A 16,476-nucleotide genomic window follows, 5' to 3' on the forward strand; every position below is an offset into this window, starting at 1 on the left:
AGCTCAGCGGCGCTCCGGGGAATCGGCGAGTAGCTCGTCGATCTCCTGGCGTGCTGACTCGGGCAGCGGGCCGAAGTTGATGGCGGCTGCGTGTTCGGTGACTTGTTCTGGGGTTCGGGCGCCGGGCAAGGGGATGATGATCGGGTCCAAGGCCCAGAGGTAGGCGAGGGCGCCCTGGGTGAGGGTGCGGCCGTCGGTGGTGAGGATTTCTCGGACGGAATCCAGGCGGCGGAGCCAGTCGGACATGGCGTCGTCGTCGAAATAGGTCCACCAGGGGGTGTCTCGGCGGACATCCGTCTCGGCGGGGCGGTTGGCGAGGTTGTACTTGCCGGTCAGCAGGCCCATGGCCAGTGGGGTTCGGGCCAGTACCGCCAGGTCGTACTCGTGGGCCGTTGCCAGCACCTCAGGGTTGTGGCCGAAGACGTTCAGTTGGGACTGGGCGCTGATCGCGGACGACTTGCCGAACGTCGCGATCACCTCGGGTTCGTCGACGCTGGTGCCGAAGGCTTTTAGTTTGCCCTCGGCAACGAGTTCTTCGAGGCTGGCCACGACGGCCTCGGCCTCGGCGGCGGTGCCGGCACCACCGTGCATCTGGGTCAGGTCGAGTGCCTCGACGCCGAGGCGGCGCAGGCTTCCCTCGGTGGCGGCGCGGATCGCGGCCGGCGTGACGTCCTGGCCCTCGGCCACCCGAGTCGTCTCGTCGAAGGTGTTGCCGAACTTGGTTGCCACGATCACCTCGTCGCGCACGCTCGCGGGCAACCGTCGCAGCGCCTCGCCGACCACCATCTCGCTGTGCCCGGCGCCGTACACATCAGCCGTGTCCAGCAACCGGATCCCGGCCTCGATCGCCGTGTGGATCATCCGGATGCTGACCTCGTCATCCACTTCCCCCCATCCCGCGGGCCGGCCGGACGCCACCCACGGCCCACCGATCGCCCAGCATCCAACTCCCAGCGCGCTCGTACCACGCCCGCCGAGCTGCCTACTCATTGACTCAGTCATCAGCTTCCTCGAGTTCAGTCGCGAGGCGGCGGGTCGATGCCGTCCTCGGCGGCCTGGTAGGCCGCGATCTTCCAGTCGATGACCTCGAGGTCGGCCTCCAGTTGCCGCAGATCGGCGAACACCTTGATCCGGTGCTCACGCAGCAACGCCAGCCGGCCGGCCCGATCGCGGTCGCCCTCGCGCACGTGCCGCGTGAACCGCCGCACCTGCTCGATCGGCATCCCCGTCCGTCGCAACCGGATCAGCACATCCAGCAACCCGATGCTGAGCTGATCGAATCGTCGCCGCCCACCACCGTCACGCGGCAACTCCCCGAGCAGACCCTCGCGGTCGTAGTACCGCAACGTGTCGATGGACAACCCGGTCAGCCGGGCCGCCTCGCCGATGGTCACTCCGCTCTCCGGCACCTGGATCGAGGTCATGCAGCCACCCAACTACCTGGAGTGCACTCCAGGTCAACCCCCGGCGTTCATTCCCGTCCACGCTCACCCGCACCAGGCGCGCCGGCCGGCCGCCACCTCGCAGCCTGTGCACCAGGATCCACGGCCCGTGCCGCCGGCGCGCTCCCACCGAAAGCCCTCGCCGCGGACAACTGCAGTTCGCTGTCCACAGCAGGCTTGTTCAGGTACTTCGCGAAGTCCTTCCCGAACACAGGCACCCACACGTCCGCCCGCGTACCCTCCGGATCCGTCCGCAGCGCGTTCGCCAGTCGCTCGTTGTACTCCCGGATCCCGACCCGGAACCGCTGATAGTCCGCCGGCTTCCACCGATGATCGAAGTTCACATCCGGCCGGCTCGGGTCATCGATCCGCGGCTTGCGCGATGGATCCGCCGTCGCCTCGCACAACCCCTCGGTCAGCTGACGCAGGTCCTCAGTCAGTCCAGCCTGCGCCAACCCGGACCGCTTGATCTGCTCGCCCAACTGGATGGTCAACGCGATCGGCGCCAGCGGCAACTCCCCATCGACAGCGTTCGCATACTTCAGCAGCCGCACCGCCGGCCGCAGACTTCCACCCGCGCGTGAGTCCTGCTGGTCGATCCACTCCGCGATCCCGACCGGATCGACCGGCTGGAAGGCGTCCTCGTCGAAGTTCACGATCGCCCGCTCCCCCGACGGCAGCTGCACCATCGGTACGATGTCCACGTGCACCTCGCCCGGGAAGTCGATCCGCACGTTCCGGCTCTGCCGCTGCGCCGACCCCGCGCAGGTCCGGCTCTCGTTCAGCGCCCGCTCGGCCTCGACCAGATACCGCTGCGGATTCCAGTCGGCGCGATACGGAAGCTCGAGCAGTACGTCGACGTCGAGTCCGCGCCCGGCGACCGGCTGGATCGCCGTACCGTAGAAACAACTCCCCTGCCCGAGCAGCCGGTTCTCGTTCTCACCGAAGCGCGAGTCCTCAACAAATGCCCGGTGTACGTCGGCCACCCGCTCCCCCAGCACCCGATAGGCATCCGCCGACAGACTGACCTCGGAGTCGAGAAACCGCAGCAGCGCCCGATCGATCCCCCGCTGCTGATTGCCACGCAGCCGGGGATTCTCGCCCGGCACGGGCAGCTCCGGCGGCGTGATCCGCAGCCTGTCCTCGTAGCCGGCCTCACGCATCGGCCCACTCCCTACCGTGTTCAAAGCCTCCGGACCTACGATCTTCCAGCGCACCGCCTGGTCGATGTCCGGCGGTTCGAGCTGCTCATCGCGCAACCCGAAGACGGCCGGTGTCACCTCCCGCCCGAGCATCGCCTGCCACCGATCCGTCCAGTCGGCGATGCTCGGGAACGCCTCGTTCATCAACGACTTGTGGACGAACCTGTACTTCGGATGCAGGTAGTCGTCAGGTCCATGCGCCGGATCGGCCTCGTACCGCTCCCGCGCCCGCCGGACCATCTCGTCGGAACTGATCACCAGATCGACATCGCTCGGCGGCTCCAGCCCGAGCCGGTGCATCGCGTCGAACAACCTCGACCGCGGCCGATCGGCATCATCACCCAACCACTGCTCCAGCCGCGCCCTGGCCACCGGCTGATCCGCCAGCTCCGCCGGCGTCGGCAACGCCTTCCGCTTGTTGGCGAAGAAGCTGACGCTCGACCCCTTGAGATACACCTCGACCGACTCGACCGGTACGCCGTCCGTCCGCAGCGCATCGAGCAGACTCGACCTGAACTCGCGGAACTGCAAAGGCGTCAGCCCGTTCGGAGCCGTCCGGCCGTGCCACCACTCGAGTTGCTCACGTGAGTAGCCGAGGAACTCGAGGTCCCGCGCCCGCACCTGATAGCCGTTGGCCGGATCGACGGGATACACCGGCTCAGATCTCGTGATCCAGTACTACGCCCGCCGCGGCAACCGCCGCCCGCACGCGATCGCGCACCGCCGCCACCTCACCGGCTGCCGGTGGATCCCCTTGGTACGTGAGGACGAACGACCATCGCTCGTCCTCTCGGTACAGCCGCAGCACTACCGGCGTACCGGGGGTGTCGCGCAGCCGGCGTACGCCGAACTCTTCCGACCGGTCGTCATCGAGCCGCCCACGAGCCTGCAGCCCGGCGACCTCGCGCAACCGATCAAGCGACACAGCGGTCAACGCACCGGAGAACCGAGCGGTGTAAGCACGCACGACCGGCAAACTCATGCGCGGCACGTTACAACGTCAGCGGGCCGTCAGGACTCGAGTTTGATGTACGTCGCGCGCGGGACGTACTCGTACCGATCCGGCATGCAGGTGAGGATGATGACCTGCCCGTGGTCGCCGGCCCGCCCGAGCAGCGCGCCCATGTCGCGCAACCGTGCCTTGTCGGACCAGCCGAGGGCGTCGTCGAAGATGATCGGGACGCTGCCTTCGCCGGTGCTGACCAGGTGGCTGATCGCCAGCCGGGTGATGATCGCGAGCTGCTCCTGGGCGCCCGTCGACAACGCCTCGACTCGCAGTCGGGCGCCGTCCAGCTCGCGCTCGGCGACAGCCAGGTCATCGTCCAGCCAGACGCGGAACGACGGTCCGTAGACACTCCGTCCGAGCGCCTCGATCCGGGTCTGCAGAGGCTCCGAGTACTTCGTCTGCGCCTCCGCGCGATGCCGGCCAAGCGTCTCGTAGACCCGGCGGGCCGCATCCGCGCGACGCTTCAGGCTCTCGTGCTCGGTCCGCAGAGCGGCCAGATCGAGCTCCGCCATGTCGCGCCGGGACGCCAAGCCGTCCCGCCCGGATTGCTCCAGCCGGCCCTCGGTGGTCCGCAGCGAATCACGCAGTACGTCCCGCTCACCCTGCAGCCGCGTCGCGACCGCGAGCGCATCGGCCAACTCACCAGCGACCCGATCGGCCCCGGCCGCGTCGACCTGCTCCTGTACTGCGGTCAGCTCCTCGAGCACCGCCTCGACTTCACTCGTCGCCTCAACCTCAGCGCCCTCGACGTCACCGTCGGCCAGCAACCCCCGAGCAGCCTCAAGCGACTCGAGCGCAGCAGCCAACCGCTCCCCCGCCAACTCGGCCCTCGCCCGCGCCTGCTGCGCCTCCGACCGATCCTCGTCGGCCGCCTTCCGTGCCTGCGCCGCCGCGTACTCCGCGTCCGCCAGCAGCGACTCCGCCTCGGCCAGCCCGCTCCGCGCGTTCTCCAACCGCCGTTGCGCGACCGCCAGCTCGCCGACGTCCATCGGCTCCGGGATCTCCAGATCCTCGAAATCAAAGGCGTTCTCGTCCGGCTCGAACTGCTCGAACAGCGACATCTGCCCGGGCACGCTCACATCGGCGACCTGCTTCGGCGCCGGCTCCTCCACCGGCTCGCCCTCGACGAATCCGAGCCGCGAGGTCAGCAACGCGATTCGCTCGGCCGGGTCCCCGCCCGACGTCAACGACCGCTCGGTACGCCGTGCCTCCTGCAACTCCGCCGACGCCAGATCCCCCTTGCGCAGCAACTCCCGCGCGGCGGCCAGGTCCTTGACCCGTGCCTTCTTCAGCAGATCCTTCTCACGCCGGACAGCCTCATCCACCGCGGCTCGCAGCGTCGCCGCCTCACCACCCGCGCGAACCCGGACCTCGACAGCACCCGGTACGCCGACCACCAACTCGCCCGACACCAGCAACTCGACAACGCCGTCTTCGTCCAAAGACGAAGGCACCTTCGCCGTCCCGGCATCCAGCCCGGTCCCCGACAACTCAACGGCCTCGCCACCAAGCCGTCGTACCGACACCTCCGGCACTCCGGCCGCCAGCGCCGCCCGCGCCTCGACAACCTTCGCCCGCGCATCCTCCAGCGCGTTGACCAACGCATCGTCGACCGAGATCGCATCGAGCACAGCCCCAGCAGCAGCGATCCGGGCCCGTACGTCGACCAGCTCAGCCTGCTGCCCCAGCAACCGATCAAGCTCGGCCCGGTCCATCAAGGACGAGACGAGCCGCTCCACATCCTGGACCTCGCCCCGCCGCTCGTCCTTGAGCTCGACCACCTCGGCGAGCGCGGCCTCGGCGGCATGCACGGTCTCGGCTGCCTTGCGAGCAGTCTGGTCAGCGTGCTTCCACCGCTCGGCCAGCTCCTCGTCGGCCTTGGTGAATCGCTCGACATCGGCCAGCAGCCGCTCGCGCTCGAGCCGCGTGCGGGTGTGGTTCTCCAGCCGCGCGCGAGCGGTCTCGGCGCGACTCCTGATCGAGTCCCGCCGGAGCAGGATCTCGTCGGTCGCCTTCTTCTTCTCGCGCAGCTCCTCGACCGACACCAGATGCGTGTCGAGCCGGCCCGAAAGGTCGGCCAGGTCGAGTGCGAGCCGCTCGGCGCGACGGATGTCGGCGAGCACCTCGTCCATCGCCTTCAACGCCTGCTCGGCGGCGAGCTCGGCCGCCGCGACGTGCTGCGCCGACTTGGCGAAGTCGCCGGTCGGGCGACCGCCGCGGGTCCAGTAGCGCAGGTACTCGTGCTCGACCGCTGTCACCAACGGCATCGAGGCGCCGTCGACCGGCGTACCGGATTCTGCGGTGACCGCGGTGATCAGTGGCTCGGCATCGGCGGGCGTCGGAAGTACCAGCGACTGGCCTTGGCCGACCATCAACGTCTGCCACAGCACCGGATCGACGTTCTCGGCGAACAGCCGCTCGGCCTCGTTGTGCGCCTCGCGTCCGGTGAAGGTCTGCCGGCGGCCGTCGGGCTCGACGACGGACAGCTCGGTGGAGCGGTTCTTCAGCCAGCGTTTCGTGTACGTGAGTTCGCGCCCGCCCAGCGTCAGCTCGACCGTCACCTCCGGCGCCACGTCCTGGCCGACCGGCTGGATGTCGCGGATCCGGGTCGACTTGGAGTCGTCGGGGAAGTCGAAGACCAGCGCGAACGCCTCGACCAGGCTCGACTTGCCGACCTCGTTGTCGCCGACGATCACGGTGGTACCGATGCCAGGCAGGTCGACGGTACGGTCCCTGACGCCACGGAAGTTCCGCAGCGTCAGTCGATGCAGCCTCATCCCGCGTCCCGCGCCAGTCTGTGCATCAAGGTGAGCGCCGCGCCGGCACTCTCGTCGCCACCGGCCAGCGCCTGCCGCAACTCCTCCATCGCCGCCCGCGCCGGACCGCTCAGCTGCAACGCATCCAGATCCGCGGCGTCGGGTGCCGGACGAACGGTCCAGAACTTCGCCCACCGCTCGACGCTGGCGAAGACCTCGCCCTGCGCGTCGACCATCGCGTCCAGCCGGCTCAGCAGCGGCAACGGCAACGACCCGTCGGCGGCGAGCCGGACATAGGTCCGCTCCTTCTCGGGCAGCTCGGCGAAGAAGTCCTCCAGCGCGATCAGCGACTCCTCGTCGTACAGCTCCGCGTGGTGCTCGACCATGTGCCAGGCCCCGACGCGAATCGGCTCGACCTCGATCTCCGCGGTGCTGACCGTCACCTTCAAGACATTGCCCGGATGGGTCTCCTCCGGCGCGGTGACCTCCTGCGTCCCGGAGAACCAGATCCGCTCGGTCACCTCGGTCGTCGAGTGCCGGTCACCCAGCCCGACATAGTGCAGCCGCCCATCGGCGACAGCGGCCTCGAGGGCAGCCTGATCGATCGTCGGTACGTCGGACATGCCGCCGCTCAGGCTGGTCAGTTGCCCATGCGCGAGCAGAATCCGCGTCGTACCGGCCGGCGCAGGCTTCAGCTCGGCGTACCCAGGAGCCGCCGGATCGGAGACCGGCCGCCGCGAACGCCAGGGCGCCCCGACGATCTCGACCCCAGGCACGATCTCAAGCGGCCGACTGTCCGTCACGACGACCACATGATCCGGCGCATGCCCCAACCACTGCGCCGACGACCAGAGCGACCCCGGCTCCAGCGCATCGTGGTTGCCCGGCAGCAACACCACCGGTACTTCGATCCGCTTCAGCGCTTCACAAGCGCGCAAGATCGTCTGCCGCTCGACCTGGTTGTGCTCGAACACGTCCCCGGTGACGACCACGAAGGCCGCGCCGGTGTCGTTGGCGACGTCCCCGATCCGCATGACGGCGTCCAGCCGCGCCTGGGCCCACCGAGCCTGACCGTCCGGCCCCAGGAACCGGCGCATCATGCCCAGCTGCCAGTCCGAGCTGTGCAGAAAGGTGATCGAGTCGTTCATCGCGCGAGAACGCTAACCCGGCGTGCTCACCTGCACCCAATCAACACACCCACAACCGGCCGAGTGCCCGCCATTCGAACACCAAATCGAGTTGAAGCGCCGGATCGGGGTCGCGAGGATCACTCCATGGACACCTATCTCGAGACCGGGCGGCTGGTACTGCGCCGTTTCACGGCCGGGGACGTCGAGTTGCTGGTCGAACTGGACGCCGACCCCGAGGTGATGCGGTACCTGACCGGCGAGCCGACGCCGCGGGACGAGATCGAGCGGAAGGTGCTGCCCGAGATCCTCGCGCGATACGAGACGCACCCGGGGCTGGGCACCTTCGCCGCGCACGAGAAGTCGAGTGGGCGGTTCGTCGGGTGGTTCGGGTTGCAGCCGACCGGCGAGGCGGGGACGGTGGACGTCGGGTACCGGCTGAACCGGGCGGCCTGGGGTCAGGGGTATGCGACCGAGGGCACCCGCGCGCTGATCGACCAGGCGTTCACCGCGTTGGGGATGACCCGGGTGGTCGCGGACACGATGGCGGTCAACACCAGGTCCCGGCGGGTGATGGCGAAGTCGGGGCTCCGGTTCGTCCGGGTCTTCCACGTCGACTTCGACGAGCCGCTGCCGGGGACGGAGTACGGCGAGGTCGAGTACGCGCTCGATCGCAGTACCTGGGAAGCTGGGGGACGTGCCTGACGACCAACGCCCGTACGCCGTACTGGACATCGACGCGACGCTGTCCGACACCAGTCAGCGGATCAAGTACCTGGCGAAGAAGCCGAAGGACTGGGACTCGTTCTTCGCCCACGCCAAGGACGACGCCGTGCTGGACGAAGGGCTCGCGGTCGCGACCACGCTGGCCGCGGACCACGAGATCGTCTACCTGACCGGCCGCCCCGAGCGGCTCAGGCGCGACACGGTCAAGTGGTTCGAGGACAACGGCTTCCCCGAGGGCAAGCTGCTGATGCGCGGCAACAACGACCGCCGCCCGTCTTCCATGATGAAGCTGGCCCGGCTCCGGACGCTCGCGCAGGAACGGCGGGTCGCAGTACTGGTCGATGACGACGTCAAGGTCTGCGCCGCCGCCGAGAAGGCCGGCTACCCGGTGATGAGGGCCGACTGGGGACTCGATGCCGAGACCCAGCCGACCCTCTTCGAAGCTCAGGAAACCGAAGGACGCACCTGAGGTACTACTTGCTCAGACCGAGGGTCAGGACGTTCGGGTACGGCGGGTACGAGGGCAGGTAGAAGTTCTGCACCTTGGAGCCGTGCAAGAAGGCGGTCCGTGCATAGATCAGCGGCACCAGCGGCGCGTCGGCCATGATCTGCTTGTCCAGGGCGCCCCAGGCCGCGGCGGCCTTGGTCCGGTCCTGCTCGGCAGTGGCCGCCTGGATCGCGGCGTCCACCGCCGGGTTGGAGTAGCGCGACTGGTTGTAGCCGCCGTTGCCGATCTCGGACGACCCGAACAGCGGCTGGATGTTGCCGAGCGCACTCGGGAAGTCCGGCAGCCAGCTCGACACCGTCAGGTCGTAGTCACCCTTGGGACCGGTGGTGAGATCGAACAGCGGGTCCGACTCGTAGGGCTTGATGGTGACGGTGATCCCGGCCCTCTTCAGGCCCTGCTGGATCGCCTGTGCCACGCTGAGTCCGACCGGAGTGTTGGTGGCGGCGAGCACGAGGTTGAGGTTGCTCACCCCGGCGGCGGCGAGCATCGACTTCGCCTTGTCCGGGTCACCCTGCGGCGAGGCCGGGTACAGGTCGTACTTGCTGTAGCCGTCGATGCCGGGCGTGATCAGCGTGGTCGCGATCTCGCCACCGAAGTCCGGGCCGCCCTGGGCGACCTGGACCGCCTGCTTGTCGACGGCGTACTGGATCGCCTTGCGGACCTCGGGGTTGGACAGCCCCGGGCGCTTGTTGTTCATCGCCAGGTACTGCAGCGCTCCGGACGGAGACTTCGCCACCCGGGCCTTGACCGCCGGGTTGCCGGTGACACTGGGGATCAGCGCGGGCGGGATCACGGTGCCGGTGGCGGCCGCGAACTTGTCGTCGCCGGCGTCCGCGATCAGCCGCTGGTTCACCACGTCGGGCTGCAGGCCCATGTCGAAGACGATCGAGTCCGGCAGCCCGGTCCGCGCCTCGTCGGTCGCCTTGTCCCAGTTCGGGTTGCGATCGAGGACCAGCTTCGAGCCGGTGTCGTTCGTCTTGACCCGGTAGGGGCCGCTGGCAACCGGCTTGTCGTCGTAGTGCGACGGATCCGTGTCGGCCTTCTTCGGCACCGGCCCGAAGGCCGGCATGCTGACGATCCACGGCCAGTCGCCGAACGGCTTGTTCAGCTTGAAGACGATGGTGGTGTCGTCCGGCGTCTCGATCGAGGCGAGTTCCTGGTTCTTGTACGGACCGGTGTACTTGTCACCGCCCACCAGCAGCGACTTGTGGTACCCGAGACCGCCGGACAGTTCCGGCGCGAAGGAGCGCTCGACGCCGTACTTGATGTCGGCGGCGACGATCGGCGATCCGTCCTCGTACTTCAGGCCGGACTTGAGCTTGTACGTCCACGTCTTGCCGCCGTCGCTGGACTTGCCGATGTCGGTGGCCAGGTCCGGCACCACCTCGGTGGCCTTGTCCGGAGAGGTCTTCCAGGAGGTGAGGCCGCGCACGATCAGGTGCACGGTGCTGATCCCGAGGTTCTGGCTCTTGGCCGGATCCAGGTGGATGTCCTTGCTGGTGCTGAGCAGGTGGATGGTGCCACCTGGCTCGGCAGCGGCGCTGCCACCACTCGGAGCGGCAGTCTTGTCATTTGCGTTGCAGGCGGTAGCAGCCAACGCCAGGACGGCAGCGACTGCGATCGCTCGGGTAGTGCGTTTCATGGTGTCCTCTCAGACAATGGGGGGTTCGAGAGTTCAAGAGGGGCCGGCGGTTCCGGGAAGTAGCAGGCGACCCGGTGATCGCCGCCGGCAACTGGTTGCAGCACCGGCCGGGTCGTCGCACAGACGTCCTCGGCCTTGTAACACCGGGTCCGGAACGGGCACCCGGACGGCGGGTCGATGGGCGTCGGGACATCACCGGTCAACACGATCCGATCCCGGACGGCGCCGGGGTCAGGTACCGGTACTGCGGACAGCAACGCCCGCGTATAGGGGTGAGCCGGCGACGAGTACACCTCGGACGCCGGCCCCTCCTCGACGATGGTTCCCAGATACATCACCGCGAGCCGGTCGGCCACCTGGCGGACGACTGCCAGGTCGTGTGCGACCAAGACGTACGACAAGCCGAGCTCGTCGCGCAGATCGGCCAGCAGGTTGAGCACCTGCGCCTGGACCGAGACGTCGAGGGCGGAGACCGGCTCGTCGCAGATCAGCAGATCGGGCTTCACCGCAAGGGCTCTCGCGATCCCGATCCGCTGCCGCTGACCACCCGAGAACTCGTGCGGGTAGCGCTCGAGATGCTCCTCGGACAGGCCGACCTGGCTGAGCAGCTCGACCAGCTGGGCGCGGGTCGGGCGGATGCCCTGGGCCTTGAACGGAGTGGTGAGGATAGTGCCGACGGATTGTCGCGGATTGAGCGAGGCCTGCGGGTCCTGGAAGACCATCTGGATCTTCCGCCGGACCGGACGGAGCCTGCGACCACGCAACCTGGTGACGTCCTGACCGGCGACCGACACCCGGCCCGCCGTCGGGTCGAGGAGCCGGGTCGACAGCCGTGCCAGCGTGGACTTGCCCGAGCCCGATTCGCCCACCAGGCCGACGGTTTCACCGCGGCGCACGACCAGGTCGACGCCGTCGACGGCCTTCACCGACTGCGACCTCTGCCAGGGCGCGGTACCGAGCGCGAAGTACTTCTTCACCTTGTCGAGGCGCAGAAGTTCGTCCTGCGGGGTGGGCTCGGTCATGGTGCGACCTCCGGTCGGCGGCCGAGATGGCAGGCGGCCTCGTGATAGCCCTCGCCCGGCCTCGGGGTGAGCTCGGGACGCTCGGTGATGCACCGCTCCCCCACCTGCGCCGCATACGCGCAGCGCGGCTGGAACGGGCAGCCGGTCTTGATCGACCCCGGCGACGGCGGGCTGCCGGGGATGGTGGTCAGCCGATGGCGCGGCGGTACGTCGACGCGCGGCATCGCACCCAGCAGGCCAAGACTGTAGGGGTGGGCCGCCCGGTAGAAGAGGTCCTTGACCGAACCACGCTCGGCCGCGCGTCCGGCGTACATGACGAGTACGTCGTCCGCGACCTCGGCGACTACTCCCAGGTCGTGCGAGATGAGCACCAGCGCAGTACCGAACTCTGCTTGGACGTCCTCGAGCAGCCGCATGATCTGGGCCTGCACGGTGACGTCGAGGGCGGTCGTCGGCTCGTCGGCGATCAGCACCTTCGGGTCGTTCACCAGGGCCATCGCGATCACGACGCGCTGCCGCATCCCACCGGAGAACTCGTGCGGGTAGTCCTTGGCCCGCTGCGCCGCCGCTGGGATGCCGACCAGGTCCAGCATCCGCACGGCCCGCTGGAACGCTTCCTTCTTGGAGGTGTCGTGATGCAGCCGGTACGCCTCGGCGACCTGCCAGCCGACGGAGTAGTACGGGTTGAGCGCGGAGAGCGCGTCCTGGAACACGAGCGCGATGTCGTTGCCGCGAATCCGGCGGAGGTCCTCGGCGGGCAACCCGATCAGCTCCCGGCCGTCGAGCAGCACCTCGCCCTTGAGGTCGGCATTGCCGGGCAGCAGACCCATCACGGCCGCCGACGAGACGCTCTTGCCCGAGCCGGACTCGCCGACGATTGCCAACGTCTTGCCGGGTGCGACCGCGAAGTCGATGCCGGCTACCGCCGGCACCGGACCGCCTTCGGTCTGGAATGTCACGTGCAGATCGTGGACCTCGAGTACAGGGTTCTCAGCCACGGGTCACCCTCGGGTCCAGTACGCCGTGCAGGATGTCGACCACCAGATTGGCCAGGATCACCAGGAAGGCCGAGAACAGTGTCACGCCGACCACCACCGCGACATCGAGCTGGCCGACGCCACTGATCAGCAACTCCCCCAGCCCTTGCATGCTGAACACCTTCTCGGTCAGGATCGCGCCGCCGAGCAGACCACCGAGATCCAGCCCGAAGATCGTCACGATCGGCACCAGCACCCCACGGATCCCGTGCACGAACACCACCCTTCGTTCGCCCGCGCCCTTGGCCCGGGCGGTGGTCACGTGGTCGAGATTCATCTCTTCGAGCATCTGCGAGCGGGACAGCCTGATGTACGACGCGGCCTGGAGTCCGGCCAGCACCAGCCACGGAGTCACCAGGTGCCAGGCCCAGTCGACCGGGTTCTCGGTGAAGGGCACGTAGCCGTTGACCGGCACCATGTTCAGCCAGAACCCGAAGACCAGGATCGCCAGCAGGCCGACCAGGAACGACGGCGACGCGATGCCGATCAGCGCGAAGCCGACGGCGAGCCGGTCGAACAGCTTGCCTCGCCTGAGCGCCGCACCGATCCCCAGCGACACCCCGAACGGGAGCCAGAGGACCGCTGCGCCGATGGCGATCGAGGCGGTGATCGGCAGCCGGTCGAGGATCAGGGTCGTGACCGGACGGGCCAGCGGGAACGAGTAGCCGAAGCAGGGTGCGTCGCAGTGCACGGCAGCGCTGCCTTCACCAAAGGTCCGGCCGGTCACGATGCCTTGCAGGAAGTGGAGGTACTGCTGGACGACGCTCTGGTCCAGTTGCATGAAGTGCCGTGCCCGGGCCAGCAGGTCCGGGGTACAAGGCTTGCCACAAGCGAGCCGGGCCGGGTCGGCCGGCAGCGCGTAGAAGATGAGGTAGACGGCCAGGCTGAGGGCGAGCAGTACCAGGAGGGTCGCGAACAGCCGGCGGATGAGGAACCAGACGATGTCGGGCATCAGATCGCCCTCCGCAGCCGTACGTCGAAGGCATCGCGGACACCGTCACCGAGCAGCGTGAAGCCGAGCACGGCGATGAAGAGCATCGCGCCGGGGAATGCCAGGAACCACGGATCGGCACCGGTGTAGACCCAGACGATCGAGTCCGAGATCGATCTGCCGAGGCTCGGTGTCGGTGGTGCTACTCCCACGCCGAGGAACGACAAGGCGGCCTCACCGCCGATCACCCCCGGCACCGCCATCGTCGCGACGACGAGGACCGGGCCAAGCAGGTTCGGCAGGAGTTCGCGGGTGATCACATGCCAGCCGGTACTCCCGACCGAGCGGGCCGCCTCGACGAACTCCCGGGTGACCAGTGACTTGGCCTGGCCGCGGATCAGCCGGGCGAGACCGGCCCAGCCGAAGACGCTCAGTACCAGGATCAGCAGCAGCCACCTGGGAAAGGAGCTGGGCACGATGATGCCCAGCGCGATCATGAAGACCAGGCTCGGGAATCCGAACAGGAAGTCGAGCAGCCGCGACACGATGGCGTCGTACCAGCCACCGAAGTACGCGGCGCTGATGCCGACCAGGGTGCCGAGCACCGTGGTGACGATGGTGACCACGACGGCGATGAACAGCGAAGTCCGCAAACCGAGGACGACGATCGAGAACAGGTCTCGGCCGGTCAGTGGTTCGACGCCGAACCAGTGGTCGGCACTCAGTCCACCGGCGGCGCCGCGTGGGGCGTTGCCTCGGGCGGGATCGAGCAGCCCGATGTTGTACGTGTAGGCGTCCTGGCCGGCCAGCTTCACCAGCAAGGGCGCGACGGCGGCGACCAGCACCAGGACGAGCACCAGCCACGCCCCCAACCGTGCACTCCGATCCCGTCGCACGCGACGCAATGCCTGACGGGTCGGTGAGACGGCCGCAGCGACCGAGGAACTCACTAGCACTCCTGACAACGATGGACTTAACCCCAAGCCGAATGACGGTAGGCCAGAGTCTCCCACCATCCACACCACATCTTGAATGATGAGAATGTCAGTCCACGCACAAGGGTTTCGTTAAGCCTCGCCGATCGCTGCGTTACGGGGGTGCTACTCCTCGTCGATCAGTTGCCAGTTGCGGCGTGGGAGGAGGCGGATGAGGAGGTACATGGCGGCCGCGCCGGCCAGGAAGCCGGGGATGGTCCAGCGCCAGCCGAGGAGCGGTTTCTGTTCTGTTTTGAGGACCGTGGTGGTGGGGGTGTCGTCTACTGCGGCGACCTCGGCCGGGGTTTGCGGCGCAGCGGGAAGGAGGGTCGGGCCGCCGACTGCCTCGTTGTGACCTTTGCCGTGGAGGAGGCCCAGGCCGACCAGGAGCTTGACGAGTTTCACGTCGTCGGTGGCGCGGTGCCAGACCTGCTTGTCGGGGAGTTTGCCGGTGCTGAGGTCCGATTGGGTGGTGGCGATCCAGGGGCCGCCCGGCGCGTCGGGGTAGATGATGTCGAGCCGCCAGGGCGTCATGTCGTGGATCAGCCAGGTCGCGCGGACGAAGGTGCCGCTGGAGTGCTCCACCCCGTCGTCGGCGCCTTTGGGCTCGGCGTCGAGCAGCATCTGCAATTCGGAGTAGGTCTTGTCCTCGTAGCCGGTGGCAACGACTTTGCCGTTGTCGGGTGAGCTCAGCAGCACGCTGGTCGGGCCACCCGCGTGCGCCGGGAGGGTGCCCGCACCTGCGACACCCAGGACGAGCAGTAGGACGGTACGGCGTACCCAGTGCTTCATGGCGGTCTCCTCAGTCGACTGCCCTTGATACACCGCTACCTGTCGGCTGGTTCCCACATCACCGGGCCAGCTCGACCGCGCGGTCCTTCTCCGGCACACCCTCGAGGCGGAACGTCACGCCGTCCCGCACCCAGACCAGTGTCGGCCCAGCCACCCGCACTGTCTGCTCGACACCGGTCTTCTTCTGCAGGACGAGTTCGTGCGGCGTACTGAACCAGAAGCCGTCGATCTCCTGCACGTAATCCGGCCCCATGTAGAACTTCTTGAGGTACATGGGCGACGGCTCGGCGAGGAACTGCTCCAGCCGCACTACTCCGCTCCTGGTCGTCCAGCTCATCGCCACAAACCCAGCAGACGCCTGGACATACGCCGGCGTCCCCAATGCTTTGGGAACCACCGGTGCGAATCCAGCAGCCCTGGCAGCCTCAGCCACCGTCAACTGCCCGGTGGCCGCAGGAGGTTGAGGGGCACTCGTCGGACCGCTGGGGACCTGTACCGCCTCCACTCCCCCGATGTTGAGCCACTCGGCCACTGCGGCGCGCACTGGCGGCGTCACCAGCGCACCGGCCAGCAACACGGCCAGTAGAGCCAGCAGGGAACGCCAGCGACTCCGGACGGCCTCGCCGAAGGTACGGCGTACAGGTGGCTCTGCGATTCGCTCAAGCACCTTGGCGGCCAGCCCGTCCGCAACGGGAGGCACTGCGGCGCTACGGCCGAGCGCACGGAGCTCCTCTTCCAATGACGTCATCGCTGCACCTCCCTGTCAGGTAGTTGCGTCCGTAGTCGCCCCAGAGCCCGATGCAGCCGAGACTTCACGGTCCCGCGCGGCCAACCCAGCACGGTGGCCGTCTCCTGCTCATCCAGCTCCAGCAGGTACCGGCACGTCACCACTAGCCGGTACTGCTCAGGCAGACCCCGTACTGCCGCCAACAATTCAGCACTGCGCTCAGCCGAGGCCGCCTGGTCCGCCGGATCGAGCACCGCGTCCGGCAGCACCGCCAACTCCTCGCGCCTAGCCCTACGCCCGCGCGACCGCTGCAGATTGCGCGTCTCGTTGGCAACGATCCTCAGCAACCAGGGCCGGAACGCGGCGTCCTCCCGAAAGCTCCCCAGCGCCCGGAACGCCTTGACGAACGACTCCTGCACGACATCGTCCGCCTCCGACCCAGCCCCCAGAAACACCGCCGTCCGCTTCGCCACCGACGCATGCATCACCACCAACTCGCCGTACGCGGCAGTCTCCCCACCACGCACCCGAGCCAGAATCTCCGCCTCACCCGACCCGCTGATCCCGCCTCCCATCAACTACCT

General features: G+C 68.1%; 16 protein-coding genes. 2 read left to right on the forward strand and 14 right to left on the reverse strand.

What is annotated here, in order from left to right; all coding sequences use genetic code 11:
- Positions 1–3 precede the first annotated feature (3 nt).
- From ABD768_RS04285 to ABD768_RS04310, 6 genes are read right to left on the reverse strand one after another with little or no spacing between them, the layout of a single operon-like run.
- A complete protein-coding gene (locus ABD768_RS04285; RefSeq protein WP_344837543.1) occupies positions 4–1,002 on the reverse strand; it encodes an aldo/keto reductase in 999 nt (332 codons plus the stop codon).
- 14 nt (positions 1,003–1,016) lie between these two features.
- On the reverse strand, positions 1,017–1,424 hold the full coding sequence (locus tag ABD768_RS04290; protein WP_343978262.1) for a MerR family transcriptional regulator: 408 nt from the start codon (positions 1,422–1,424) through the stop codon (positions 1,017–1,019).
- 47 nt (positions 1,425–1,471) lie between these two features.
- Positions 1,472–3,298 (reverse strand): SMODS domain-containing nucleotidyltransferase, encoded by a 1,827-nt coding sequence (locus ABD768_RS04295; RefSeq protein ID WP_344837546.1) that lies wholly within the window; start codon positions 3,296–3,298, stop codon positions 1,472–1,474.
- Between the two features lie 4 nt (positions 3,299–3,302).
- Positions 3,303–3,626: a hypothetical protein gene (locus ABD768_RS04300; RefSeq protein WP_344837549.1), complete on the reverse strand. Its 324-nt coding sequence runs from the start codon at positions 3,624–3,626 to the stop codon at positions 3,303–3,305.
- 29 nt (positions 3,627–3,655) lie between these two features.
- Entirely contained in the window at positions 3,656–6,427 is a 2,772-nt protein-coding gene (locus tag ABD768_RS04305; protein ID WP_344837552.1) for an AAA family ATPase, read from the reverse strand.
- Entirely contained in the window at positions 6,424–7,554 is a 1,131-nt protein-coding gene (locus ABD768_RS04310; RefSeq protein WP_344837555.1) for a metallophosphoesterase family protein, read from the reverse strand. The genes ABD768_RS04305 and ABD768_RS04310 overlap by 4 nt, the downstream gene beginning before the upstream one ends.
- 126 nt (positions 7,555–7,680) lie before the next feature.
- Here ABD768_RS04310 and ABD768_RS04315 point away from each other — a divergent pair, with 126 nt between their 5' ends.
- Positions 7,681–8,238 carry a GNAT family N-acetyltransferase gene (locus ABD768_RS04315; protein WP_343978247.1) on the forward strand — a complete coding sequence of 186 codons (558 nt, stop codon included), beginning with the start codon at positions 7,681–7,683 and terminating at the stop codon, positions 8,236–8,238.
- A complete protein-coding gene (locus ABD768_RS04320; RefSeq protein ID WP_344837558.1) occupies positions 8,231–8,728 on the forward strand; it encodes a phosphatase domain-containing protein in 498 nt (165 codons plus the stop codon). Before ABD768_RS04315 ends, ABD768_RS04320 begins: the two co-directional genes overlap by 8 nt.
- Before the next feature lie 4 nt (positions 8,729–8,732).
- On the opposite strand, the gene ABD768_RS04325 is transcribed toward ABD768_RS04320, so the two are convergent.
- From ABD768_RS04325 to ABD768_RS04360, 8 genes are all read right to left on the reverse strand, one after another.
- Positions 8,733–10,409: an ABC transporter substrate-binding protein gene (locus tag ABD768_RS04325; RefSeq protein ID WP_343978241.1), complete on the reverse strand. Its 1,677-nt coding sequence runs from the start codon at positions 10,407–10,409 to the stop codon at positions 8,733–8,735.
- Positions 10,406–11,431, reverse strand: coding sequence for an ABC transporter ATP-binding protein (locus tag ABD768_RS04330; protein ID WP_343978238.1), 1,026 nt, complete (start codon positions 11,429–11,431; stop codon positions 10,406–10,408). The genes ABD768_RS04325 and ABD768_RS04330 overlap by 4 nt, the downstream gene beginning before the upstream one ends.
- Positions 11,428–12,429, reverse strand: a complete 1,002-nt coding sequence (locus ABD768_RS04335; protein WP_344837562.1) for an ABC transporter ATP-binding protein — start codon at positions 12,427–12,429, stop codon at positions 11,428–11,430. The genes ABD768_RS04330 and ABD768_RS04335 overlap by 4 nt, the downstream gene beginning before the upstream one ends.
- Positions 12,422–13,420, reverse strand: a complete 999-nt coding sequence (locus tag ABD768_RS04340) for an ABC transporter permease (protein WP_344837565.1) — start codon at positions 13,418–13,420, stop codon at positions 12,422–12,424. The genes ABD768_RS04335 and ABD768_RS04340 overlap by 8 nt, the downstream gene beginning before the upstream one ends.
- Complete coding sequence (locus tag ABD768_RS04345; RefSeq protein WP_344837568.1) at positions 13,420–14,349, reverse strand: ABC transporter permease; 930 nt, start codon at positions 14,347–14,349, stop codon at positions 13,420–13,422. Before ABD768_RS04345 ends, ABD768_RS04340 begins: the two co-directional genes overlap by 1 nt.
- 150 nt (positions 14,350–14,499) lie before the next feature.
- Positions 14,500–15,165, reverse strand: coding sequence for a hypothetical protein (locus ABD768_RS04350; RefSeq protein WP_344837570.1), 666 nt, complete (start codon positions 15,163–15,165; stop codon positions 14,500–14,502).
- Between the two features lie 58 nt (positions 15,166–15,223).
- Complete coding sequence (locus ABD768_RS04355; protein WP_344837572.1) at positions 15,224–15,913, reverse strand: hypothetical protein; 690 nt, start codon at positions 15,911–15,913, stop codon at positions 15,224–15,226.
- The gene (locus tag ABD768_RS04360) at positions 15,910–16,467 is read right to left on the reverse strand and encodes an RNA polymerase sigma factor (protein WP_344837575.1); all 558 of its coding nucleotides are present in this window, start codon (positions 16,465–16,467) and stop codon (positions 15,910–15,912) included. Before ABD768_RS04360 ends, ABD768_RS04355 begins: the two co-directional genes overlap by 4 nt.
- Positions 16,468–16,476 lie beyond the last annotated feature (9 nt).

The sequence above is a fragment of the Kribbella ginsengisoli genome (genome assembly GCF_039537185.1).
Classification (GTDB): Bacteria; Actinomycetota; Actinomycetes; order Propionibacteriales; family Kribbellaceae; genus Kribbella; species Kribbella koreensis.

Excerpts from the sequence above, each read along its gene's own strand:
- ABD768_RS04350 (WP_344837570.1), bottom strand. The coding sequence starts at position 15,165 with ATGAAGCACTGGGTACGCCGTACCGTCCTACTGCTCGTCCTGGGTGTC.
- ABD768_RS04315 (WP_343978247.1), top strand. The coding sequence starts at position 7,681 with ATGGACACCTATCTCGAGACCGGGCGGCTGGTACTGCGCCGTTTCACG.
- ABD768_RS04305 (WP_344837552.1), bottom strand. The coding sequence starts at position 6,427 with ATGAGGCTGCATCGACTGACGCTGCGGAACTTCCGTGGCGTCAGGGAC.
- ABD768_RS04360 (WP_344837575.1), bottom strand. The coding sequence starts at position 16,467 with ATGGGAGGCGGGATCAGCGGGTCGGGTGAGGCGGAGATTCTGGCTCGG.
- ABD768_RS04340 (WP_344837565.1), bottom strand. The coding sequence starts at position 13,420 with ATGCCCGACATCGTCTGGTTCCTCATCCGCCGGCTGTTCGCGACCCTC.
- ABD768_RS04290 (WP_343978262.1), bottom strand. The coding sequence starts at position 1,424 with ATGACCTCGATCCAGGTGCCGGAGAGCGGAGTGACCATCGGCGAGGCG.
- ABD768_RS04300 (WP_344837549.1), bottom strand. The coding sequence starts at position 3,626 with ATGAGTTTGCCGGTCGTGCGTGCTTACACCGCTCGGTTCTCCGGTGCG.
- ABD768_RS04285 (WP_344837543.1), bottom strand. The coding sequence starts at position 1,002 with ATGACTGAGTCAATGAGTAGGCAGCTCGGCGGGCGTGGTACGAGCGCG.
- ABD768_RS04355 (WP_344837572.1), bottom strand. The coding sequence starts at position 15,913 with ATGACGTCATTGGAAGAGGAGCTCCGTGCGCTCGGCCGTAGCGCCGCA.
- ABD768_RS04330 (WP_343978238.1), bottom strand. The coding sequence starts at position 11,431 with ATGACCGAGCCCACCCCGCAGGACGAACTTCTGCGCCTCGACAAGGTG.
- ABD768_RS04310 (WP_344837555.1), bottom strand. The coding sequence starts at position 7,554 with ATGAACGACTCGATCACCTTTCTGCACAGCTCGGACTGGCAGCTGGGC.
- ABD768_RS04325 (WP_343978241.1), bottom strand. The coding sequence starts at position 10,409 with ATGAAACGCACTACCCGAGCGATCGCAGTCGCTGCCGTCCTGGCGTTG.